The organism is Halopseudomonas xinjiangensis, from assembly GCF_900104945.1.
Lineage (GTDB): Bacteria > Pseudomonadota > Gammaproteobacteria > Pseudomonadales > Pseudomonadaceae > Halopseudomonas > Halopseudomonas xinjiangensis.
This window is the reverse complement of sequence record NZ_LT629736.1, coordinates 2,820,248-2,841,178: the sequence shown is the minus strand read 5'-3', so window position 1 is coordinate 2,841,178 and position 20,931 is coordinate 2,820,248. Positions and strand designations below refer to the sequence as shown.

The following is a 20,931-nucleotide window of genomic DNA, read 5'->3' as shown; positions in this document are numbered from 1 at the left end:
GAGATTACAAGATCCGTCTTCCTTCTATCACCAACCCAAGCTTTTAGCTGCTCGGACTCAAAACCGGTCAGCAACAAATTGCTTGACGACCATAGAGCATTGGAACCACCTGATCCCATCCCGAACTCAGAAGTGAAACGATGCATCGCCGATGGTAGTGTGGGGTTTCCCCATGTGAGAGTAGGTCATCGTCAAGCGCCTATACCGAACGCCCTGATCCCACAAGGATCGGGGCGTTCTTATGTGCGCGGAAGAAAATCCCGCGTCGTTGGCTTTTCTCGCCGGCTCGGCTTGGAATAGTCGTTACAATTCCATTCAATCTGCCGTTTGCTGGCGTTATCATGCGTGCTCTATTCGCGCCGAGAACCACAATGCTAGGCAAGCTGCTCGACCTCATGTCCGATGGTGACTTTCATTCAGGTGAATGGCTTGGCCAACAGCTGGGCGTAAGCAGGGCGGCAGTGTGGAAGTCGTTAAAAAAACTGGAGGAAGACGGCTATCCGCTGTATAGCGTTCGCGGTAGAGGCTACTGCGCTCCGAAAGGAGCTTCCCTCCTCGATGCTGAGCGGATAATCGACCGGTTGCCAGAAGACTGCCGCCGTAGGTGGGAGTGGCGGGTCGTTAATGAGATCGACTCGACCAATGCCGAAGCGCACCGCTTGGTCGGCAAGTTGGGTCCTCATCCACTAGTTGTGACCAGCGAGCAGCAGCGCAGCGGTCGCGGCCGGCGCGGCCGGTCCTGGGCCAGCCCTTACGGGCAGAATATCTACCTTACCGTGGTTGAACCATTCGAGGCTGGAGCGCAGTCGCTTGAGGGCCTCAGTCTTGTAGTAGGCCTGGCGCTGGTTGAAGCGCTGGAAGACGCTGGATACGCTGGATGTCAGCTAAAGTGGCCTAACGACGTGCTTCTAGATGGTAGCAAGCTCGCCGGGATACTGATCGAGATCGCCGGCGATCTTAGTGCCGAGTGTGTAGCCGTCATCGGTGTCGGGGTAAACGTATTGATGTCCCGCTCCGAGCATATCGACCAGCAATGGACGTCGCTGTTTCTATCGGATCGCTCAGCTGAGCTAGATCGAAATCGGCTTATCGCACTTTTCCTGGCGCGCTTGCATGAAGCGTTGGAGATATTCCGTCGCGATGGGTTCTCGTCGTTCGTCCGCGTATGGTCGGAGCGAGACGCATGGCTCGGCCGTATGGTAAGAGTCGTATCCGGTGACAATGCAACGGAAGGTATCGACTTGGGCGTAAATGATTCCGGAGCGCTTAGGCTTTCTACGGGGGCAGGCGAAGTGGCGATGCATGGTGGTGAAGTTAGCCTGAGGCTTGTCGATGCTTCTTGAACTGGATTGCGGCAATACGCTGATAAAATGGCGACTGCTTGACCGTGAGAATCGCGTTCGTGACCGTGACATGTCGCCGGATTTGGTGGAGCTTCAGCGGTTGCTGGGCGGCCAGGAGCGAGAAATTAGCGGGTGTCGCTTGGTTAGCGTTCGCTCGCCTGATGAAACGCAAGTCGTAGTAGATCAATTGACCAGTTGGCTAAAGCTGCACCCGCAAGTGGCGCGTCCGAACGAGACGCTGGTCGGAGTCAGCAATGGGTATCTCGATCCGCAGCGACTGGGCATGGATCGATGGCTTGCGCTCGTGGCGGGCTATCATCTTTGCCGCAAAGCTTGCGTGATCATCGATCTTGGTACTGCGGTCACGGTCGACTTTGTCGCTGTTGATGGTAAGCACCTCGGTGGCTATATCGCTCCGGGTAGCAAGTTGTTGCGCAGCGGACTCAAGCGACACACTCGGCTGATCCGTTACGAGGAGCAGCCTAAGAGCGATCTCGAAATCCCCCGGCCGGGTCGTACCACCGCCGAGGCAGTGGAGTACGGCTGTGATCTGATGCTTTCCGGCTTCGTGCGGGAGCAGTTGCGAATCGCTCACCAGATTCTCGGGGGTAGTCTCGTTGTCATACTTACCGGAGGCGACGCTGAGCGCATGGCCGAGCTTCTTCCGGAGGGCTGTCACATAGTTAGCGACCTCGTCTTCGAAGGGCTTGCTCTGGCCTGCCCTATGGAGCTGAGCTGATGCGCTCGCTCTTTCTGCTGCTTCTCCTGCTGAACATCCTATATGCTCTGTGGCAGCTCCAGGACGGCATGGCCGACCGTGCCCTGCGTGACCAGGCGGACCGGCCGTTGGAGCAGCGACTGGTATCCCAGGAGCGCGCCAAGTCAGTCGAGCCAAGCGCGGCTGCACAAAACCTCGAGCAAAGCGTTAATGGCACGGTGCTCTGCGTCAGTCTGGGCGCTTTTGACGAGCGTGGGCGGGCCGAGCAGCTAAGGCAACGCATGCTCGCGCTCGGTATCGGTTCAGACGTGGTTGTGCGCGAGGTGGCTGGCTCGCTAGATTTTTGGTTGATACACCCGGTGTCCGGCGGGCGCTCGGTAGCGCTGGCGAAGCTTTCCGAGCTGCAGGAGAGTGGTATCGACAGTTTTTTGATTACCCAAGGATCGCTGGCCAACAATCTTTCGCTCGGCGTGTTCGGGCGAGAGGATTATGCGCAGGCGCGGCTTGCCCAGTTGCGCGATCAGGGTTACCCGGTACGTCTCGAGCCAGTGGCGAAGCGCGGACGGGAGTACCTGGTTCAGGTGAACAGCGATGCCCGTCGCCTGGTAGACCAGGCTTTGCTGGGCAGGCTGCGGGAGAGTTTTCCTCAGCTGCAGCATCAATATCTACCTTGCCGGGCCGTTGCGGCAGTCACCTCTATCCCCTAGAATGGCGTCCGCCTGGGGTGGCCGGCTTTGCCGGTGCCAGCTTTTATTTCAAGTCGCGGTTTTTGCTGGATAAAAGTGTTGACAGGGCGGCGCCAAGTGATGAAAATGGCGCCTCTTTTACGGAGGGGTTCCCGAGCGGTCAAAGGGATCAGACTGTAAATCTGACGGCTTAGCCTTCGAAGGTTCGAATCCTTCCCCCTCCACCAGATTTCGCAATAAAAGCCGAGCACTTGGCGGGTATAGTTCAACGGTAGAACCTCAGCCTTCCAAGCTGATGGTGCGGGTTCGATTCCCGCTACCCGCTCCAGTTCGGTTCTGCAAACGGTGTAAGCTCATGTAGCTCAGTTGGTAGAGCACACCCTTGGTAAGGGTGAGGTCAGCGGTTCAAATCCGCTCATGAGCTCCAGTATGAAGGCAGATATGCGAATATCTGCCTTTTATTTAATGGTCGCGTGACTCGCGCATTGCACTCAGGAATAGGGGATCTCTCGATGGCCAAAGAGAAGTTCGAACGTAGCAAACCGCACCTGAACGTGGGCACCATCGGTCACGTTGACCATGGCAAGACCACTCTGACCGCTGCTCTGACCAAGGTCTGTGCAGAATCCTACGGCGGTTCTGCCCGCGCTTTCGACCAGATCGACAACGCGCCGGAAGAGAAGGCTCGTGGTATCACCATCAACACCTCGCACGTGGAATACGATTCTCCGACTCGTCACTACGCGCACGTTGACTGCCCCGGCCACGCTGACTACGTCAAGAACATGATCACCGGTGCTGCGCAGATGGACGGCGCGATCCTGGTATGTTCGGCTGCTGACGGCCCGATGCCGCAGACTCGCGAGCACATCCTGCTGTCCCGCCAGGTAGGCGTTCCTTACATCGTCGTGTTCCTGAACAAGGCTGACATGGTCGATGACGAAGAGCTGCTGGAACTGGTCGAGATGGAAGTTCGTGACCTGCTGAGCACCTATGACTTCCCGGGTGACGACACCCCGATCATCATCGGCTCCGCGCTGATGGCGCTGGAAGGCAAGGACGACAACGGTATCGGCGTTTCCGCGGTGCAGAAGCTGGTTGAGACTCTGGACAGCTACATCCCGGAGCCCGAGCGTGCGATCGATAAGCCGTTCCTGATGCCGATCGAAGACGTGTTCTCGATCTCCGGTCGCGGTACCGTTGTGACTGGTCGTGTCGAGCGCGGTATCGTCAAGGTTCAGGAAGAAGTGGAAATCGTCGGTATCAAGGCGACTACCAAGACTACCTGTACTGGCGTCGAAATGTTCCGCAAGCTGCTTGACGAAGGCCGTGCCGGTGAGAACGTTGGTGTTCTGCTGCGTGGTACCAAGCGTGAAGACGTAGAGCGTGGTCAGGTACTGGCCAAGCCGGGCACCATCAAGCCGCACACCAAGTTCGAAGCTGAAGTGTACGTGCTGGGCAAGGATGAAGGCGGTCGTCACACTCCGTTCTTCAAGGGCTACCGTCCGCAGTTCTACTTCCGTACCACCGACGTAACCGGTTCGTGCGAGCTGCCGGAAGGCGTTGAAATGGTAATGCCGGGCGACAACGTCAAGCTGATTGTCACCCTGATCGCTCCGATCGCCATGGAAGACGGCCTGCGCTTCGCGATTCGCGAAGGCGGTCGTACCGTTGGTGCCGGCGTGGTTGCCAAGATCATCGAGTAAATAGCGTTTGATCTTGACTGGTCGAGTCGGTAAACTTGCCGGCTCGACTGCGATTACAGGCCAGTAGCTCAATTGGCAGAGCGGCGGTCTCCAAAACCGCAGGTTGGGGGTTCGATTCCCTCCTGGCCTGCCAGATTTATCTGGCTACCGAAACAGGATTTGATGATTCATGAGTACTAAGGCAGAGCTGCACGATAGCCGCTTCGACGTGATCAAGTGGGTTATTGTGGCCATTATCGTCGCTGCTGGCGTATATGGTAATCACTACTTTGCCGCAGAGCCTGTTTTGTACCGCGCGGTAGCGCTGGTTGTGCTTGGTCTCGTTGCAGGCTTCGTTGCCCTGCAGACCGAAAAAGGCAAAGCCTTCTGGACGCTGACCAAAGAAGCGCGCATTGAAATCCGCAAGGTTGTTTGGCCGACCCGTCAAGAAACTACCCAGACGACGTTGATTGTCGTCGCGGTGGTGCTGATCATGGCCCTGATTCTCTGGGGGCTCGACACGCTGCTGGGTTGGATCATATCTCAGTTCATTGGTTAAGGGTGATCCGTGTCTAAGCGTTGGTACGTCGTGCATGCTTATTCTGGTTTTGAAAAGCATGTCATGCGCTCCTTGCAGGAGCGTGTCAAGCTGGCCGGAATGGAAGATCAATTCGGCGAAATCCTTGTGCCCACCGAAGAAGTGGTGGAAATGCGCAACGGTCAGAAGCGCAAAAGTGAACGTAAATTTTTCCCTGGCTACGTACTGGTCCAGATGGAAATGAATGAAGGAACCTGGCACCTGGTTAAAGATACCAGTCGAGTGCTCGGGTTCATTGGCGGTACTGCCGACAAGCCTGCTCCGATTACCGATCGTGAGGCCGAGGCTATCCTGCGCCGTGTTTCCGAAGGAACCGATAAACCCAAGCCGAAGACTCTGTTCGAGCCAGGCGAGGTTGTTCGTGTTACCGACGGTCCGTTTGCGGACTTCAACGGCGTTGTTGAAGAAGTTAATTATGAGAAAAGCCGTGTTCAGGTGGCTGTTCTCATTTTTGGTCGCCCCACACCTGTGGAGCTGGAATTCAGTCAGGTCGAAAAGGGCTGAGTTTCGTCGTCCCCTGAACCCTGCAATGCCTCGGGCAATGCGGGGTTTTGTTGTCACCGGGGAATTTCGCTTAACCGGGGAGCCGCAAGGCGCTAGCACCCTCTGGAGATATACATGGCAAAGAAGATTCAGGCTTATATCAAGCTGCAGGTCAAGGCCGGTCAGGCTAACCCAAGTCCGCCGGTTGGTCCGGCACTGGGTCAGCACGGTGTGAATATCATGGAGTTCTGCAAGGCATTCAATGCCAAGACTCAGGGCATGGAGCCTGGTCTGCCAACGCCTGTCATCATCACCGTATATAGCGACCGTAGCTTTACCTTTGAAACCAAGAGCACGCCCGCTTCCGTTCTGCTGATGAAGGCTGCAGGCCTGAAGGGTGGCTCGCCGCGCCCGAACAGCCAGAAAGTCGGAACCGTTACCCGTGCCCAGCTGGAAGAGATCGCCAAGACCAAGCAGGCTGACCTCACAGCTGCAGACATGGACGCAGCTGTACGCACCATCGCTGGCTCTGCGCGCAGCATGGGCCTCACCGTGGAGGGTGTGTAAATGGCTAAGTTGACCAAGCGTCAGAAGGCTATCGCTGAAAAAGTGCAGGCCAACAAGGTATACGGCTTCGAAGAAGCAGCGACGCTGCTGGCTGAAGTCTCCAATGTCAAATTCACCGAGTCGTTTGACGTCTCCGTGAATCTTGGCGTTGACCCACGTAAGTCCGACCAGGTTGTCCGTGGCGCGACATTGTTGCCCCACGGCACTGGCAAGACTGTTCGTGTCGCTGTGTTTACCCAAGGCGCCAATGCTGAAGCCGCGCTGGCTGCCGGTGCTGACAAGGTCGGCATGGATGATCTGGCTGCCGAGATGAAGGCGGGTGATCTCAACTATGACGTCGTCATCGCTTCGCCCGATGCGATGCGTGTTGTTGGTCAGCTGGGTCAGCTGCTCGGTCCGCGTGGTCTGATGCCGAACCCGAAGGTCGGCACCGTGGCCGCCGACGTTGGCACTGCAGTGAAGAACGCCAAAGCCGGTCAGGTCCGCTACCGCACCGACAAGAATGGCATCATTCATTGCTCGGTTGGCAAGGTCGGCTTTGACGCTGTCAAGCTGAAGGAAAACGTCGAGGCACTGCTGGCCGATCTGAGAAAGGCCAAGCCGTCTACCTCCAAGGGCGTTTACCTGAAGCGTGTGACTCTCAGCACCACCATGGGTCCGGGCGTGCAGATCGATCAGGCTTCGCTGAGTTCGTAACAAACAAAGGCGCGCTCCCCGAGCGCGCCGACTAATTGGGGTCCCTGCGATGTGGGGGCTATCCAAGACCGTAGGCGGCGAAAGCCTCAAACAGGAGTCACGCTCCCAGCCTACGCAGATGGTGCTCCCGATTCGGCGCAGGCTGGATCAGACACCAAAACACGCCGCCTTTTTCGGTGGCAAATGGTAAATCCAGGAGTGAAACCCGTGGCAATTAAGCTCGAAGACAAGAAGGCCATCGTCGCTGAAGTCAACGAAGCTGCCCAAGGTGCGCTGTCTGCCGTAGTGGCTGATGCCCGCGGCGTGAGCGTTGCCGCCATGACTGGTCTGCGCAGAGATGCGCGCGAAGCCGGCGTTTACGTACGTGTAGTACGTAACACGCTCATGCGTCGCGCCGTTGAGGGTACTCAATACGAGTGCCTGAACGACGTCTTTGTCGGCCCGACTCTTATCGCGTTTTCCAAGGAGCATCCGGGCGCAGCCGCTCGCCTGTTCAAGGATTTCTCGAAAGGTCAGGACAAGTTCCAGATCAAGGCCGCAGCCTTTGAAGGCAACTTCATTGCAGCAGAACAGATCGACATGCTGGCATCCCTGCCGACCTACGACGAGGCCATCAGTCAGCTGATGAGCGTCATCCAGGGCGCAACCAGCAAGTTCGTTCGTACCTTGGCCGCTGTTCGCGATCAGAAGGAAGCCGAAGCCGCTTAATGCGGTGGGCTTCTTCGCTACCAATTTAGACGGCCCGAGGTCGTCCCCCAATATAGGAATATAGAGTCATGGCTCTTAGCAACGAAGATATCATCAACGCCGTATCCGAAATGTCCGTCATGCAGGTTGTCGAGCTGATCAAGGCAATGGAAGAGAAGTTCGGCGTTTCTGCCGCCGCTGCTGCCGCCGCCGGTCCGGCTGCTGCCGCTGCCGCTGTAGAAGAACAGACTGAATTCAACGTCATTCTGCTTGAAGCTGGCGAGAAGAAAGTCAACGTGATCAAGGCTGTTCGCGAGCTGACCGGTCTGGGTCTGAAAGAAGCCAAGGCGGTTGTTGATGGCGCTCCTGGCACTGTCAAGGAAGGCGTTTCCAAGGACGAAGCTGAAGCCGCGAAGAAGTCGCTGGAAGAAGCAGGCGCCAAGGTCGAGCTCAAGTAAGCTCGCGCGACCTTGCGTCGACAATCTGATTGTATCGGTCAGATTGATGGCTGGTGGCCCGTGTGCCACCGGCCTTTTTCCGTTGTAAACCGGCTTTGATCGGTTTGCCGGAGCCGCTCCACAAGAGTGAGCAAGACATAGGGCTTGCACGCATTTTCGGGCTTACCCGTCAGGGTGAGCCACTCAAGCAGGTGACCAAGCTGGGGAACGCTGATGGCTTACTCATACACTGAGAAAAAACGTATCCGCAAGGACTTTGGCAAACTGCCGCATGTCATGGATGTGCCCTACCTGCTGGCGATTCAGCTGGATTCCTATCGGGAATTCCTGCAAGCCGGCGTGGACAAGGATCATGTTCGTGATATCGGTCTGCACGCGGCCTTCAAATCTGTTTTCCCCATTATCAGCTATTCCGGTAATGCGGCGCTTGAATACGTCGGTTACCGGTTGGGCGAGCCGGCTTTCGATGTCAAGGAATGCGTACTGCGGGGCGTGACCTTCGCCGTTCCGCTGCGCGTGAAAGTACGCCTGATCATTTTTGATCGTGAGTCGTCGAATAAGGCGATCAAGGACATCAAGGAGCAGGAAGTCTACATGGGGGAAATCCCCCTCATGACCGAGAACGGTACCTTCGTAATCAACGGTACCGAGCGCGTCATCGTTTCCCAGTTGCACCGCAGCCCGGGTGTGTTCTTCGATCACGACCGTGGTAAGACGCACAGTTCTGGCAAGCTGCTGTACTCAGCCCGCGTGATTCCTTACCGCGGCTCCTGGTTGGACTTCGAGTTCGACCCAAAGGACAGCGTATTCGTGCGTATCGACCGTCGCCGCAAGTTGCCGGCGACTGTCCTGCTGCGTGCACTCGGTTATCAGACCGAGGAAGTGCTGGATATTTTCTACGACACCAACAAGTTTGCCGTGAAAGGCGAAATGCTGGAGCTCGAATTGGTTCCCCAGCGCCTACGGGGCGAGATCGCGACGTTCGATATTAAGGATGACAAGGGCAAGGTCATCGTCGAGAAAGGCCGTCGCGTCACTGCGCGGCACATCAATCAGCTGGAAAAGGCCGGAATCAGCAGTCTGGAAGTGCCTTTTGAGTACGTGATCGGCCGCACCATTGCCAAGCCGGTGGTACATCCGGCGACCGGCGAGATCCTGGTTGAGTGCAACGCGGAGATTACTCCCGATGTGGTCGGCAAGCTGATCAAGGCGCAGGTCTCCGGGCTGGAAACGCTGTACACCAACGACATCGACTGCGGTCCGTTCATCTCCGACACGCTGCGTATCGACAACACCAGCAGCCAGCTCGAAGCTCTGGTTGAGATCTACCGCATGATGCGTCCGGGGGAGCCGCCGACCAAAGATGCCGCGGAGACACTGTTCTCCAACCTCTTCTTCAGCAGCGATCGTTACGACCTGTCTGCCGTAGGCCGGATGAAGTTCAACCGCCGGATCGGTCGCGATGAAATCGAAGGCCCCGGTGTACTGAGCAAGGAAGATATCATCGACGTGCTGAAGACGCTCGTCGATATTCGTAACGGCAAAGGCGTAGTCGATGACATCGATCACCTGGGTAACCGCCGTGTCCGTTCGGTCGGTGAGATGGCCGAAAACCAGTTCCGTGTAGGTCTGGTCCGCGTAGAGCGTGCGGTCAAGGAACGTCTGTCGATGGCTGAAAGCGAAGGCCTGATGCCGCAGGATCTGATCAACGCCAAGCCAGTTGCGGCAGCGGTGAAGGAGTTCTTCGGTTCCAGCCAGCTGTCCCAGTTCATGGACCAGAACAACCCGCTGTCCGAGATCACTCACAAGCGCCGCGTGTCGGCTCTTGGGCCGGGCGGCCTGACCCGCGAACGTGCCGGTTTCGAAGTCCGTGACGTACACCCGACTCACTACGGTCGTGTGTGCCCGATCGAGACGCCGGAAGGTCCGAACATCGGTCTGATCAACTCGTTGGCGACCTATGCCCGCACCAACCAGTACGGCTTCCTCGAAAGCCCGTACCGTCGGGTGAAGGATGCGGTCGTCACCGATGACATCGTATTCCTGTCTGCGATCGAGGAAGCTGATCATGTCATCGCCCAGGCGAGCGCCAAGGTCGAAGATGGTCGCCTGACCGACGACCTGGTTGCCGTGCGTCACATGAACGAATTCACCGTCAAGGCGCCACAGGAAGTGACGCTGATGGACGTATCGCCGCGCCAGGTCGTGTCGGTCGCTGCGTCGCTGATTCCGTTCCTCGAACACGACGACGCCAACCGCGCACTGATGGGTTCGAACATGCAGCGTCAGGCCGTCCCGACACTGCGTGCGGAGAAGCCGCTGGTCGGTACCGGTATGGAGCGTAACGTTGCTCGCGATTCCGGCGTGTGCGTCATTGCCCGCCGTGGCGGCGTTATCGACTCGGTCGATGCCAGCCGTATCGTGGTTCGCGTAGCAGATGACGAAGTTGAAGCCGGTGAAGCGGGCGTGGATATCTATGCCCTGACCAAGTACACCCGTTCCAACCAGAACACCTGCATCAACCAGCGTCCGCTGGTGAAGAAAGGAGACGTGGTTCAGCGCAAGGATATCCTCGCCGACGGTTCTTCCGTCGACATGGGCGAATTGGCGCTTGGCCAGAACATGCGCGTGGCGTTCATGCCCTGGAATGGCTACAACTTCGAAGACTCGATTCTGGTCTCGGAGCGCGTCGTTCAGGAAGATCGTTTCACGACTATTCACATTCAGGAACTGACCTGCGTATCGCGCGACACCAAGCTGGGGCCAGAGGAAATCACCTCTGACATTCCCAATGTCGGCGAAGCCGCGCTGGGCAAGCTGGATGAGGCCGGTATCGTTTACGTTGGCGCTGAAGTTGGCCCCGGCGACATTCTGGTCGGCAAGGTCACGCCCAAGGGCGAAACCCAGCTGACTCCGGAAGAGAAACTGTTGCGCGCAATCTTCGGTGAGAAGGCGTCCGACGTGAAAGACACCTCCCTGCGTGTGCCAACCGGCACCAAGGGCACTGTGATCGACGTTCAGGTGTTCATTCGTGACGGCGTCGAGCGCGACTCGCGCGCGCTGGCAATCGAGAAAGAGCAGCTGGACGAAATCCGCAAGGATCTGCAGGAAGAGTTCCGGATCGTCGAGACCGCCACCTTCGAGCGTCTTAGCGCTTCGCTGGTCGGCCAGAGTGTCGAAGGCGGTGCTGGTCTGAAGAAGGGTACCGTGCTCACCGAGGAGATTCTCGGCGGCATCGAGCGTGGCCAGTGGTTCAAGCTGCGCATGACCGAAGACAGCTACAACGAGCAGTTGGAAATGGCCCAGGCCTATTTGACCGACCGTCGCAAGCTGCTGGACGACAAGTTCGAAGACAAGAAGCGCAAGCTGCAGCAGGGCGACGACCTGGCACCAGGCGTTCTGAAGATCGTCAAGGTTTACCTGGCTATCAAGCGTCGCATCCAGCCGGGTGACAAAATGGCTGGCCGTCACGGTAACAAGGGTGTCATCTCGGTCATCATGCCGATCGAGGATATGCCGCACGACGAGAACGGCACGCCGGTCGACATCGTATTGAACCCGTTGGGCGTACCGTCGCGCATGAACGTTGGTCAGATCCTCGAAACGCACTTGGGCCTTGCGGCCAAGGGGCTTGGCGAAAAGATCAACCGCATGCTCGAAGAACAGCGCAAGATCGCCGACCTGCGCAAGTTCCTCGGTGAGGTGTACAACATGGGTGGACGAATCGAAGACCTCGATTCGCTGACCGATGATGAAATCATCGAGCTGGCAGGTAACCTCCGTGGTGGTGTTCCGATGGCTACTGCCGTGTTCGACGGTGCACAGGAGCATGAGATCAAGCACATGCTGCGTTTGGCGGATCTGCCGGAGAGTGGCCAGATGCGGCTGTATGATGGCCGTACCGGCAACACGTTCGACCGTCCGGTTACCGTCGGCTACATGTACATGCTCAAGCTGAACCACCTGGTTGACGACAAGATGCACGCGCGTTCTACCGGTTCCTACAGCCTGGTCACCCAGCAGCCGTTGGGCGGTAAGGCGCAGTTCGGTGGTCAGCGCTTCGGGGAGATGGAGGTATGGGCTCTGGAAGCTTACGGCGCCGCCTACACTCTGCAGGAGATGCTCACCGTGAAGTCGGACGACGTGAACGGCCGTACCAAGATGTACAAGAACATCGTGGATGGCGACCATCGCATGGAAGCCGGTATGCCGGAATCCTTCAACGTGTTGGTCAAGGAAATCCGTTCGCTCGGTATCGACATCGAGCTGGAATCCGAATAACGACTGCCCACGTCTCGGGCGGACATCGGTCCGCCCTTGAGACACCTCGAGGAGTATAGGCCTTGAAAGACTTATTGAACCTGCTCAAGTCCCAGGGACAGATTGAAGAGTTCGATTCCATTCGAATCGGCCTGGCTTCACCGGAAATGATCCGGTCCTGGTCCTTTGGCGAAGTGAAAAAGCCGGAAACCATCAACTATCGTACGTTCAAGCCCGAGCGTGACGGCCTGTTCTGCGCCAAGATCTTTGGCCCGGTCAAGGACTACGAGTGCCTGTGCGGCAAGTACAAGCGACTCAAGCATCGTGGTGTGATCTGCGAGAAGTGCGGCGTCGAAGTCGCCTTGGCCAAGGTCCGCCGTGAGCGCATGGGTCACATTGAACTGGCCTCGCCGGTTGCCCACATCTGGTTCCTGAAGTCGCTGCCGTCCCGTATCGGCCTGCTGCTGGACATGACTCTGCGTGACATCGAGCGCGTGCTGTATTTCGAAAGCTACGTCGTAATCGAGCCGGGCATGACCACGTTGGAAAAAGGTCAGTTGCTCAACGACGAACAGTATTTCGAAGCGCTGGAAGAGTTCGGTGACGACTTCGACGCCCGTATGGGTGCTGAGGCTGTCTACCAGCTGCTGACAGCGATGGATTTGGCTCACGAAATTGGCAAGCTGCGCGAAGAGATTCCGCAGACCACTTCGGAAACCAAGATCAAGAAGCTGTCCAAGCGGTTGAAGTTGATGGAAGCCTTCGACGGCTCCGGCAACAAGCCCGAGTGGATGGTCATGACAGTGCTGCCTGTGCTGCCGCCGGACCTGCGTCCGCTGGTACCGCTGGACGGCGGCCGCTTTGCGACGTCCGATCTGAACGATCTGTATCGCCGGGTGATCAACCGTAACAACCGCCTCAAGCGTCTGCTCGACCTGTCTGCGCCTGACATCATCGTGCGTAACGAAAAGCGCATGCTGCAGGAATCGGTTGATGCGTTGCTGGATAACGGCCGTCGCGGTCGTGCGATCACCGGCACCAACAAGCGTCCGCTGAAGTCGCTCGCCGACATGATCAAGGGCAAGCAGGGTCGTTTCCGTCAGAACCTGCTTGGCAAGCGCGTCGACTACTCCGGCCGTTCGGTGATCGTGGTAGGCCCAACTCTGCGTCTGCACCAGTGTGGTCTGCCCAAGAAGATGGCTCTCGAGCTGTTCAAGCCGTTCATCTTCGGCAAGCTGGAGCACCGCGGTCTGGCGACTACGATCAAGGCCGCCAAGAAGATGGTCGAGCGTGAGCTTCCGGAAGTATGGGACATCCTCGCCGAGGTCATCCGCGAGCACCCGGTACTGCTGAACCGTGCGCCAACGTTGCACCGTCTGGGTATCCAGGCGTTCGAGCCGGTACTGATCGAAGGTAAGGCGATTCAGCTGCACCCGCTCGTCTGTGCGGCCTACAACGCCGACTTCGACGGTGACCAGATGGCCGTCCACGTGCCGCTGACCCTCGAGGCCCAGTTGGAAGCCCGTGCGCTGATGATGTCGACCAACAACATCCTGTCGCCGGCGTCCGGTGAGCCGATCATCGTGCCTTCGCAGGACGTGGTGCTGGGCTTGTATTACATGACTCGTACTCGCATCAATGCGAAGGGCGAGGGGATGCGCTTCACTGACGTCAATGAAGTGGAGATGGCCTATCGTAGCGGTCAGGCCGAGTTGCATGCGCTGGTCAAGGTGCGAATCACCGAGACCGTCAAGCACAAGGACGAGAGCTGGACCACCGAGACCCGTATCGTTGATACAACGGTTGGTCGTGCGCTGCTGTTCCAGATTCTGCCCAGGGGTCTGCCGTTCGAGCTGGTTGACCAGCCTCTGAAGAAGAAGGCGATTTCCAAGCTGATCAATACCAGCTACCGGATCGTCGGCCTCAAGGACACCGTCATCTTCGCCGACCAGCTGATGTATACCGGTTTTGCCTATTCGACCATCTCCGGTGCATCCATCGGTGTGAACGACTTCGTCATCCCGGACGAGAAGGCCCGGATCATCGACGAGGCCACCGACGAAGTGAAGGAGATCGAAGATCAGTACGCCTCCGGTCTGGTTACCCAGGGCGAGAAGTACAACAAGGTGATCGACCTTTGGTCCAAGGCCAACGACGAGATCTCCAAGGCGATGATGGACAATCTCAAGTCGACTCGCGTGCTTGACCGTGACGGCAACGAGGTTGATCAGGAATCCTTCAACTCGATGTACATGATGGCTGACTCTGGTGCGCGTGGTTCCGCCGCCCAGATTCGTCAGCTGGCCGGTATGCGTGGTCTGATGGCCAAGCCGGACGGTTCGATCATCGAAACGCCGATCACGGCGAACTTCCGTGAAGGTTTGAACGTACTGCAGTACTTCATCTCGACCCACGGCGCTCGTAAGGGCCTCGCCGACACGGCCTTGAAGACAGCGAACTCCGGTTACCTGACTCGTCGTCTGGTGGACGTGGCGCAGGATCTGGTGATCACCGAGCCCGATTGCGGTACCGACAGGGGTCTGGTGATGTCTCCGCACATCGAAGGCGGCGATATCGTCGAGCCTTTGGGCGAGCGTGTACTGGGTCGTGTGATCGCGCGTGATGTCGTCAAGCCGGGCAGCGAAGAGACCATCGTTCCTGCTGGTACGCTGATCGATGAGCAATGGGTCGAGTTCCTTGAGCTGAACAGCGTCGACGAGGTGATTGTTCGTTCACCGATCGCTTGCGAAACCCGTTACGGGGTGTGCTCGACTTGCTACGGTCGTGACCTGGCACGTGGTCATAAGATCAACATCGGCGAAGCCGTAGGTGTTATCGCTGCGCAGTCGATTGGTGAGCCGGGTACCCAGCTGACCATGCGTACCTTCCACATCGGTGGCGCGGCGAGCCGGACCTCGGCGGCCGACAGCGTCCAGGTGAAGAACGGCGGTGTGATTCGTCTGCATAACCTGAAGTATGTTGAGCGTGCCGATGGCGCACTGATCGCGGTATCGCGTTCCGGTGAGTTGGCGGTAGCGGACGAGTTTGGTCGAGAGCGTGAGCGTTACAAGCTGCCCTACGGTGCGGTTATTTCGATTCACGAAGGCGACAAGGTCGAAGCCGGTAAGGTCGTGGCCAAGTGGGATCCGCACACCCACCCGATCGTGACCGAGATCTCCGGTACCGTGGCGTTCTTCGGCATGGACGAAGGCATCACCATCAAGCGTCAGGCTGACGAGTTGACCGGTTTGACCAACATCGAAGTCCTCGATGCGAAGGATCGTCCGGCTTCGGGCAAGGACATTCGTCCGGCAGTGAAGTTGGTCGATGACAACGGCAAGGAGCTGATGCTGCCTGGTACTGACGTACCGGCGCAGTACTTCCTGCCGGCCAACGCTCTGGTCAACCTGACCGATGGTGCCAAGGTAAACGTTGGTGACATCGTCGCGCGTATTCCGCAGGAAACGTCGAAGACGCGTGACATCACCGGTGGTCTGCCGCGTGTTGCTGACCTGTTCGAGGCGCGCCGTCCGAAGGAGCCTGCGATTCTGGCTGAGATCAGCGGTACCATCTCGTTCGGCAAGGAGACTAAGGGCAAGCGCCGTCTGGTCATCACCCCGACCGATGGCAGCGATCCGTACGAAGAGCTGATTCCGAAGTGGCGTCATCTGAACGTCTTCGAAGGCGAACAGGTGACCAAGGGCGAAGTGATCTCCGACGGTCCGAGCAACCCGCACGATATCCTGCGTCTGCTGGGTGTCAGCGCGCTGGCCAAGTACATCGTCAACGAGATTCAGGACGTGTACCGCCTGCAGGGTGTGAAGATCAACGACAAGCACATCGAAGTGACCATTCGCCAGATGCTGCGCAAGGTCGAGATCAGTGAGTCGGGTGATTCCAGCTTCATCAAGGGTGACCAGGTTGAACTCACCCACGTGCTGGAAGAGAACGAGCAGTTGGCAGCGCAGGACAAATTCCCGGCGAAATACGAGCGTATTCTGCTGGGTATCACCAAAGCGTCGCTGTCGACCGAGTCGTTCATCTCCGCCGCGTCGTTCCAGGAGACCACTCGCGTGCTGACCGAGGCTGCCGTCACCGGCAAGCGCGATCATCTGCGAGGCCTCAAGGAAAACGTCGTGGTTGGCCGTCTGATCCCGGCCGGTACCGGTCTGGCCTACCATGCTGAGCGCAAGCGTCAGAAAATGGCGGGCAAGCCGGCCAAGGTCAGCGCCAGTGAAGTCGAGCAGGCACTGTCCGACGCGCTCAACTCGAGCGGAAACTGAGAGGAGGCCCGGCATCCCCTGGGAAGCCGGGCGCCTTGACGATCAGGGGTCGCTTCTTTAGAATTCCGTACCCCTAAATTTGGCGGGGCGATTTGTCTCGCCATTTTTTATTTAACGTGTCCCAGAGACATCAGTGGAGTTTTGCTAGATGGCAACAATCAACCAGCTGGTTCGCAAGCCGCGTAAGCGCGTCGCTGAAAAGAGCGACGTGCCGGCGCTGCAGAACTGCCCGCAGCGTCGCGGTGTGTGTACTCGTGTGTACACCACCACGCCGAAGAAGCCGAACTCGGCTCTGCGTAAGGTCTGCCGTGTCCGTCTGACCAACGGCTATGAAGTTTCTTCCTATATCGGTGGTGAAGGTCACAACCTGCAAGAGCACAGCGTCGTTCTGATTCGCGGCGGCCGTGTAAAAGACTTGCCGGGTGTGCGTTACCACACTGTTCGCGGTTCGCTCGACACTTCAGGTGTCAAGGATCGTAAGCAGGGTCGTTCGAAGTACGGCGCGAAGCGTCCAAAGTAATCTTGAATTCAATTTACCTGAGTCGATAAGAGTAAGGTCGGGCGTAACCGAAGCGTTACAGTCCTGGGCTAACCTGAAGACCGTTTGAGGGCTTATCATGCCAAGACGTCGTGTAGCGGCAAAACGTGAGATCCTGCCAGAACCTAAGTACGGCAGCCAGATTCTCGCCAAATTCATGAACCACGTAATGGAAAGCGGCAAGAAAGCTGTCGCTGAGCGCATCGTTTACGGCGCGCTGGACAAGGTCAAGGAACGTACCAAGACCGAAGATCCCGTTGAGCTGTTCGAGAAGGCGCTCGACGCCATTGCTCCGTTGGTTGAAGTTAAATCCCGCCGTGTCGGCGGCGCCACCTATCAGGTTCCGGTTGAAGTGCGTCCTTCCCGTCGCAACGCTCTGGCGATGCGCTGGCTGGTTGATGCTGCCCGTAAGCGTGGCGAGAAATCCATGGCTCTGCGCCTGGCCGGCGAACTGGTCGATGCCTCAGAAGGCAAGGGTGCAGCGGTCAAGAAGCGTGAAGACGTACACCGTATGGCCGAAGCCAACAAGGCCTTCTCGCACTACCGCTTCTAAACGACTCAGGAGAACACCGTGGCTCGTACAATCCCTATCAATCTGTACCGTAACATCGGTATTTGCGCGCACGTCGATGCGGGCAAGACCACCACCACGGAACGGATTCTGTTTTACACCGGCGTGAACCACAAGATGGGCGAAGTTCATGACGGCGCGGCCACCATGGACTGGATGGCGCAGGAGCAGGAGCGTGGTATCACCATCACCTCCGCTGCTACCACTGCGTTCTGGCAGGGTGCCGAGAAGCAGTACGAAAAGCATCGCGTCAACATCATCGATACCCCCGGTCACGTTGACTTCACCATCGAAGTAGAGCGTTCATTGCGCGTACTCGACGGTGCCGTCGTCGTGTTCTGTGGTACCTCCGGTGTCGAGCCGCAGTCCGAAACCGTATGGCGTCAGGCCAACAAGTATCGCGTTCCGCGCATCGTCTACGTGAACAAGATGGACCGCCAGGGCGCGAACTTTCTGCGCGTTGTCGATCAGATCAAGAAGCGTCTGGGTCATACCCCTGTGCCGATTCAGATCGCCATCGGTTCGGAAGAGAACTTCGCCGGCCAGGTCGACCTGCTGCGCATGAAGGCTATCTACTGGAACGAAGACGACAGCGGCATGACCTTCCGCGAGGAAGAGATTCCGGCCGAGTTGGCGGATCTCGCTGCGGAGTACCGCGAGAAGATGGTTGAGGCCGCTGCCGAAGCCAACGAGGAACTGATGAACAAGTACCTCGAAGAAGGCGAGCTGACCAACGACGAGATCAAAGCAGGCCTGCGCATGCGTACCCTGGCCAACGAGATCGTTCCGGCTGTCTGCGGTTCGTCTTTCAAGAACAAGGGCGTACCGCTTGTTCTTGACGCGGTCATCGACTTTTTGCCGGCTCCGGACCAGGTGGAAGCCATCAAGGGCGTTCACCCGGACAACGAAGAGCAGATCGACGAGCGTCATGCGTCCGACGACGAGCCCTTCTCTGCACTGGCGTTCAAGATCGCCAGCGATCCCTTCGTGGGCACGCTGACCTTCGCTCGTGTTTACTCTGGCGTACTGTCTTCCGGTGACTCGGTTCTAAACTCGGTCAAGGGCAAGAAAGAGCGCGTGGGTCGAATGGTTCAGATGCACGCCAATACGCGTGAAGAGATCAAAGAATGCCGCGCCGGTGATATCGCTGCTCTCATCGGTATGAAGGATGTCACGACCGGTGACACCCTGTGCTCGCACGATAAGCCGATCATTCTTGAGCGCATGGAATTCCCTGAGCCGGTCATCTCGGTTGCGGTCGAGCCGAAGACCAAGGCTGACCAGGAGAAAATGGGCATCGCACTGGGCAAGCTTGCTCAGGAAGATCCTTCGTTCCGCGTTCGCACGGACGAAGAGTCCGGCCAGACCATCATTTCCGGTATGGGCGAACTTCACCTGGACATCATCGTTGACCGCATGCGACGCGAATTCAACGTTGAAGCCAATATCGGTAAGCCACAGGTGGCCTACCGTGAAATGATCCGCAACAAGTGCGAGATCGAAGGCAAGTTCGTTCGGCAGTCCGGTGGTCGTGGTCAGTTCGGCCATTGCTGGATTCGCTTCGAGCCGTCTGAAGAAGGCCAGGAAGGTCTGGAGTTCAAGAGCGAAGTCGTTGGTGGTGTGATTCCCAAGGAATACGTCCCGGCCATTCAGAAAGGTATCGAGGAGCAGATGAAGAACGGTGTTCTCGCCGGCTGCCCGCTGATCGGTCTGAAGGCTACCGTATTCGACGGCTCCTACCACGACGTCGACTCCAACGAAATGGCGTTCAAGATCGCCGCTTCCATGGCCACCAAGCAGTTGGCCCAGAAGGGCGGGGCTGTATTGCTCGAGCCGGTCATGAAGGTTGAGGTCGTTACCCCGGAAGACTACATGGGTGACGTGATGGGCGACTTGAACCGTCGTCGCGGTCTGATCCAGGGTATGGAAGATTCTGTTTCCGGTAAGGTTATCCGCGCTGAGGTTCCGCTTGGTGAAATGTTCGGCTATGCCACGGATGTTCGTTCCATGTCCCAGGGGCGTGCGAGCTACTCCATGGAGTTCGCGAAGTATGCGGAAGCGCCATCGAACATCGCCGAAGCAATTATCAAGAAGCAAAGCTAACTGAACCCCAAGCTAATTAAAGAGGTTATCAACCGTGGCTAAAGAAAAATTTGAACGTAGCAAACCGCACCTGAACGTGGGCACCATCGGTCACGTTGACCATGGCAAGACCACTCTGACCGCTGCTCTGACCAAGGTCTGTGCAGAATCCTACGGCGGTTCTGCCCGCGCTTTCGACCAGATCGACAACGCGCCGGAAGAGAAGGCTCGTGGTATCACCATCAACACCTCGCACGTGGAATACGATTCTCCGACTCGTCACTACGCGCACGTTGACTGCCCCGGCCACGCTGACTACGTCAAGAACATGATCACCGGTGCTGCACAGATGGACGGCGCGATCCTGGTATGTTCGGCTGCTGACGGCCCGATGCCGCAGACTCGCGAGCACATCCTGCTGTCCCGCCAGGTAGGCGTTCCTTACATCGTCGTGTTCCTGAACAAGGCTGACATGGTCGATGACGAAGAGCTGCTGGAACTGGTCGAGATGGAAGTTCGTGACCTGCTGAGCACCTATGACTTCCCGGGTGACGACACCCCGATCATCATCGGCTCCGCGCTGATGGCGCTGGAAGGCAAGGACGACAACGGTATCGGCGTTTCCGCGGTGCAGAAGCTGGTTGAGACTCTGGACAGCTACATCCCGGAGCCCGAGCGTGCGATCGACAAGCCGTTCCTGATGCCGATCGAAGACGTGTTCTCGATCTCCGGTCGCGGTACCGTTGTGACTGGTCGTGTCGAGCGCGGTATCGTCAAGGTTCAGGAAGAAGTGGAAATCGTCGGTATCAAGGCGACTACCAAGACTACCTGTACTGGCGTCGAAATGTTCCGCAAGCTGCTTGACGAAGGCCGTGCCGGTGAGAACGTTGGTGTTCTGCTGCGTGGTACCAAGCGTGAAGACGTAGAGCGTGGTCAGGTACTGGCCAAGCCGGGCACCATCAAGCCGCACACCAAGTTCGAAGCTGAAGTGTACGTGCTGGGCAAGGATGAAGGCGGTCGTCACACTCCGTTCTTCAAGGGCTACCGTCCGCAGTTCTACTTCCGTACCACCGACGTAACCGGTTCGTGCGAGCTGCCGGAAGGCGTTGAAATGGTAATGCCGGGCGACAACGTCAAGCTGGTTGTCACCCTGATCGCTCCGATCGCCATGGAAGACGGCCTGCGCTTCGCGATTCGCGAAGGCGGTCGTACCGTTGGTGCCGGCGTGGTTGCCAAGATTATCGAGTGATAATCTGAGCTGAAACAAAAGCCCCCG

The 20,931-nt window shown here is 57.7% G+C and carries 16 protein-coding genes, 4 tRNA genes and 1 rRNA gene; all 21 read left to right on the top strand.

The features are described from left to right. Positions 1–81: 81 nt before the first annotated feature. The 21 genes from rrf (at position 82) to tuf (BLT85_RS13200) (ending at position 20,904) form a co-directional block, all read left to right on the top strand. Positions 82–197, top strand: a 5S ribosomal RNA gene (rrf, locus tag BLT85_RS13300). 174 nt (positions 198–371) lie between these two features. Next, a complete protein-coding gene (locus BLT85_RS13295) occupies positions 372–1,343 on the top strand; it encodes a biotin--[acetyl-CoA-carboxylase] ligase (protein ID WP_172829835.1) in 972 nt (323 codons plus the stop codon). Next, positions 1,333–2,082 (top strand): type III pantothenate kinase, encoded by a 750-nt coding sequence (locus BLT85_RS13290; RefSeq protein ID WP_093395627.1) that lies wholly within the window; start codon positions 1,333–1,335, stop codon positions 2,080–2,082. Before BLT85_RS13295 ends, BLT85_RS13290 begins: the two co-directional genes overlap by 11 nt. Continuing rightward, positions 2,082–2,768, top strand: a complete 687-nt coding sequence (locus BLT85_RS13285; protein ID WP_093395625.1) for an SPOR domain-containing protein — start codon at positions 2,082–2,084, stop codon at positions 2,766–2,768. The genes BLT85_RS13290 and BLT85_RS13285 overlap by 1 nt, the downstream gene beginning before the upstream one ends. A 121-nt stretch (positions 2,769–2,889) precedes the next feature. Next, positions 2,890–2,974 (top strand) — tRNA-Tyr (locus tag BLT85_RS13280). 27 nt (positions 2,975–3,001) lie between these two features. Continuing rightward, positions 3,002–3,075, top strand: a tRNA-Gly gene (locus BLT85_RS13275). A 23-nt stretch (positions 3,076–3,098) separates the two neighbouring features. Further along, positions 3,099–3,174: transfer RNA gene (locus BLT85_RS13270), tRNA-Thr, on the top strand. Between the two features lie 85 nt (positions 3,175–3,259). Next, complete coding sequence (tuf, locus tag BLT85_RS13265) at positions 3,260–4,453, top strand: elongation factor Tu (protein WP_093395623.1); 1,194 nt, start codon at positions 3,260–3,262, stop codon at positions 4,451–4,453. Positions 4,454–4,510: 57 nt separating this feature from the next. Next, positions 4,511–4,586 (top strand) — tRNA-Trp (locus BLT85_RS13260). Positions 4,587–4,622: 36 nt separating this feature from the next. Further along, positions 4,623–4,991 carry a preprotein translocase subunit SecE gene (gene secE / locus BLT85_RS13255; RefSeq protein WP_093395621.1) on the top strand — a complete coding sequence of 123 codons (369 nt, stop codon included), beginning with the start codon at positions 4,623–4,625 and terminating at the stop codon, positions 4,989–4,991. A gap of 9 nt (positions 4,992–5,000) precedes the next feature. After that, the gene (gene nusG, locus BLT85_RS13250) at positions 5,001–5,534 is read left to right on the top strand and encodes a transcription termination/antitermination protein NusG (RefSeq protein ID WP_093395619.1); all 534 of its coding nucleotides are present in this window, start codon (positions 5,001–5,003) and stop codon (positions 5,532–5,534) included. A gap of 114 nt (positions 5,535–5,648) precedes the next feature. Next, complete coding sequence (gene rplK, locus BLT85_RS13245) at positions 5,649–6,080, top strand: 50S ribosomal protein L11 (protein ID WP_093395617.1); 432 nt, start codon at positions 5,649–5,651, stop codon at positions 6,078–6,080. Next, complete coding sequence (gene rplA / locus BLT85_RS13240) at positions 6,081–6,776, top strand: 50S ribosomal protein L1 (RefSeq protein WP_093395615.1); 696 nt, start codon at positions 6,081–6,083, stop codon at positions 6,774–6,776. Positions 6,777–6,983: 207 nt separating this feature from the next. Beyond that, entirely contained in the window at positions 6,984–7,484 is a 501-nt protein-coding gene (gene rplJ / locus BLT85_RS13235) for a 50S ribosomal protein L10 (protein WP_093395613.1), read from the top strand. Between the two features lie 68 nt (positions 7,485–7,552). Then, positions 7,553–7,921, top strand: a complete 369-nt coding sequence (rplL, locus tag BLT85_RS13230; protein ID WP_093395611.1) for a 50S ribosomal protein L7/L12 — start codon at positions 7,553–7,555, stop codon at positions 7,919–7,921. 213 nt (positions 7,922–8,134) lie between these two features. After that, positions 8,135–12,202, top strand: a complete 4,068-nt coding sequence (gene rpoB / locus BLT85_RS13225) for a DNA-directed RNA polymerase subunit beta (RefSeq protein WP_093395609.1) — start codon at positions 8,135–8,137, stop codon at positions 12,200–12,202. A 62-nt stretch (positions 12,203–12,264) separates the two neighbouring features. Continuing rightward, positions 12,265–16,464: a DNA-directed RNA polymerase subunit beta' gene (gene rpoC, locus BLT85_RS13220; protein ID WP_093395607.1), complete on the top strand. Its 4,200-nt coding sequence runs from the start codon at positions 12,265–12,267 to the stop codon at positions 16,462–16,464. A 148-nt stretch (positions 16,465–16,612) separates the two neighbouring features. Continuing rightward, the gene (gene rpsL, locus BLT85_RS13215) at positions 16,613–16,984 is read left to right on the top strand and encodes a 30S ribosomal protein S12 (protein ID WP_080048726.1); all 372 of its coding nucleotides are present in this window, start codon (positions 16,613–16,615) and stop codon (positions 16,982–16,984) included. Between the two features lie 97 nt (positions 16,985–17,081). After that, positions 17,082–17,555 (top strand): 30S ribosomal protein S7, encoded by a 474-nt coding sequence (rpsG, locus tag BLT85_RS13210; RefSeq protein ID WP_093395605.1) that lies wholly within the window; start codon positions 17,082–17,084, stop codon positions 17,553–17,555. Between the two features lie 18 nt (positions 17,556–17,573). Then, the gene (gene fusA / locus BLT85_RS13205) at positions 17,574–19,676 is read left to right on the top strand and encodes an elongation factor G (RefSeq protein WP_093395603.1); all 2,103 of its coding nucleotides are present in this window, start codon (positions 17,574–17,576) and stop codon (positions 19,674–19,676) included. A 34-nt stretch (positions 19,677–19,710) separates the two neighbouring features. Then, a complete protein-coding gene (tuf, locus tag BLT85_RS13200) occupies positions 19,711–20,904 on the top strand; it encodes an elongation factor Tu (RefSeq protein WP_093395601.1) in 1,194 nt (397 codons plus the stop codon). Positions 20,905–20,931 lie beyond the last annotated feature (27 nt).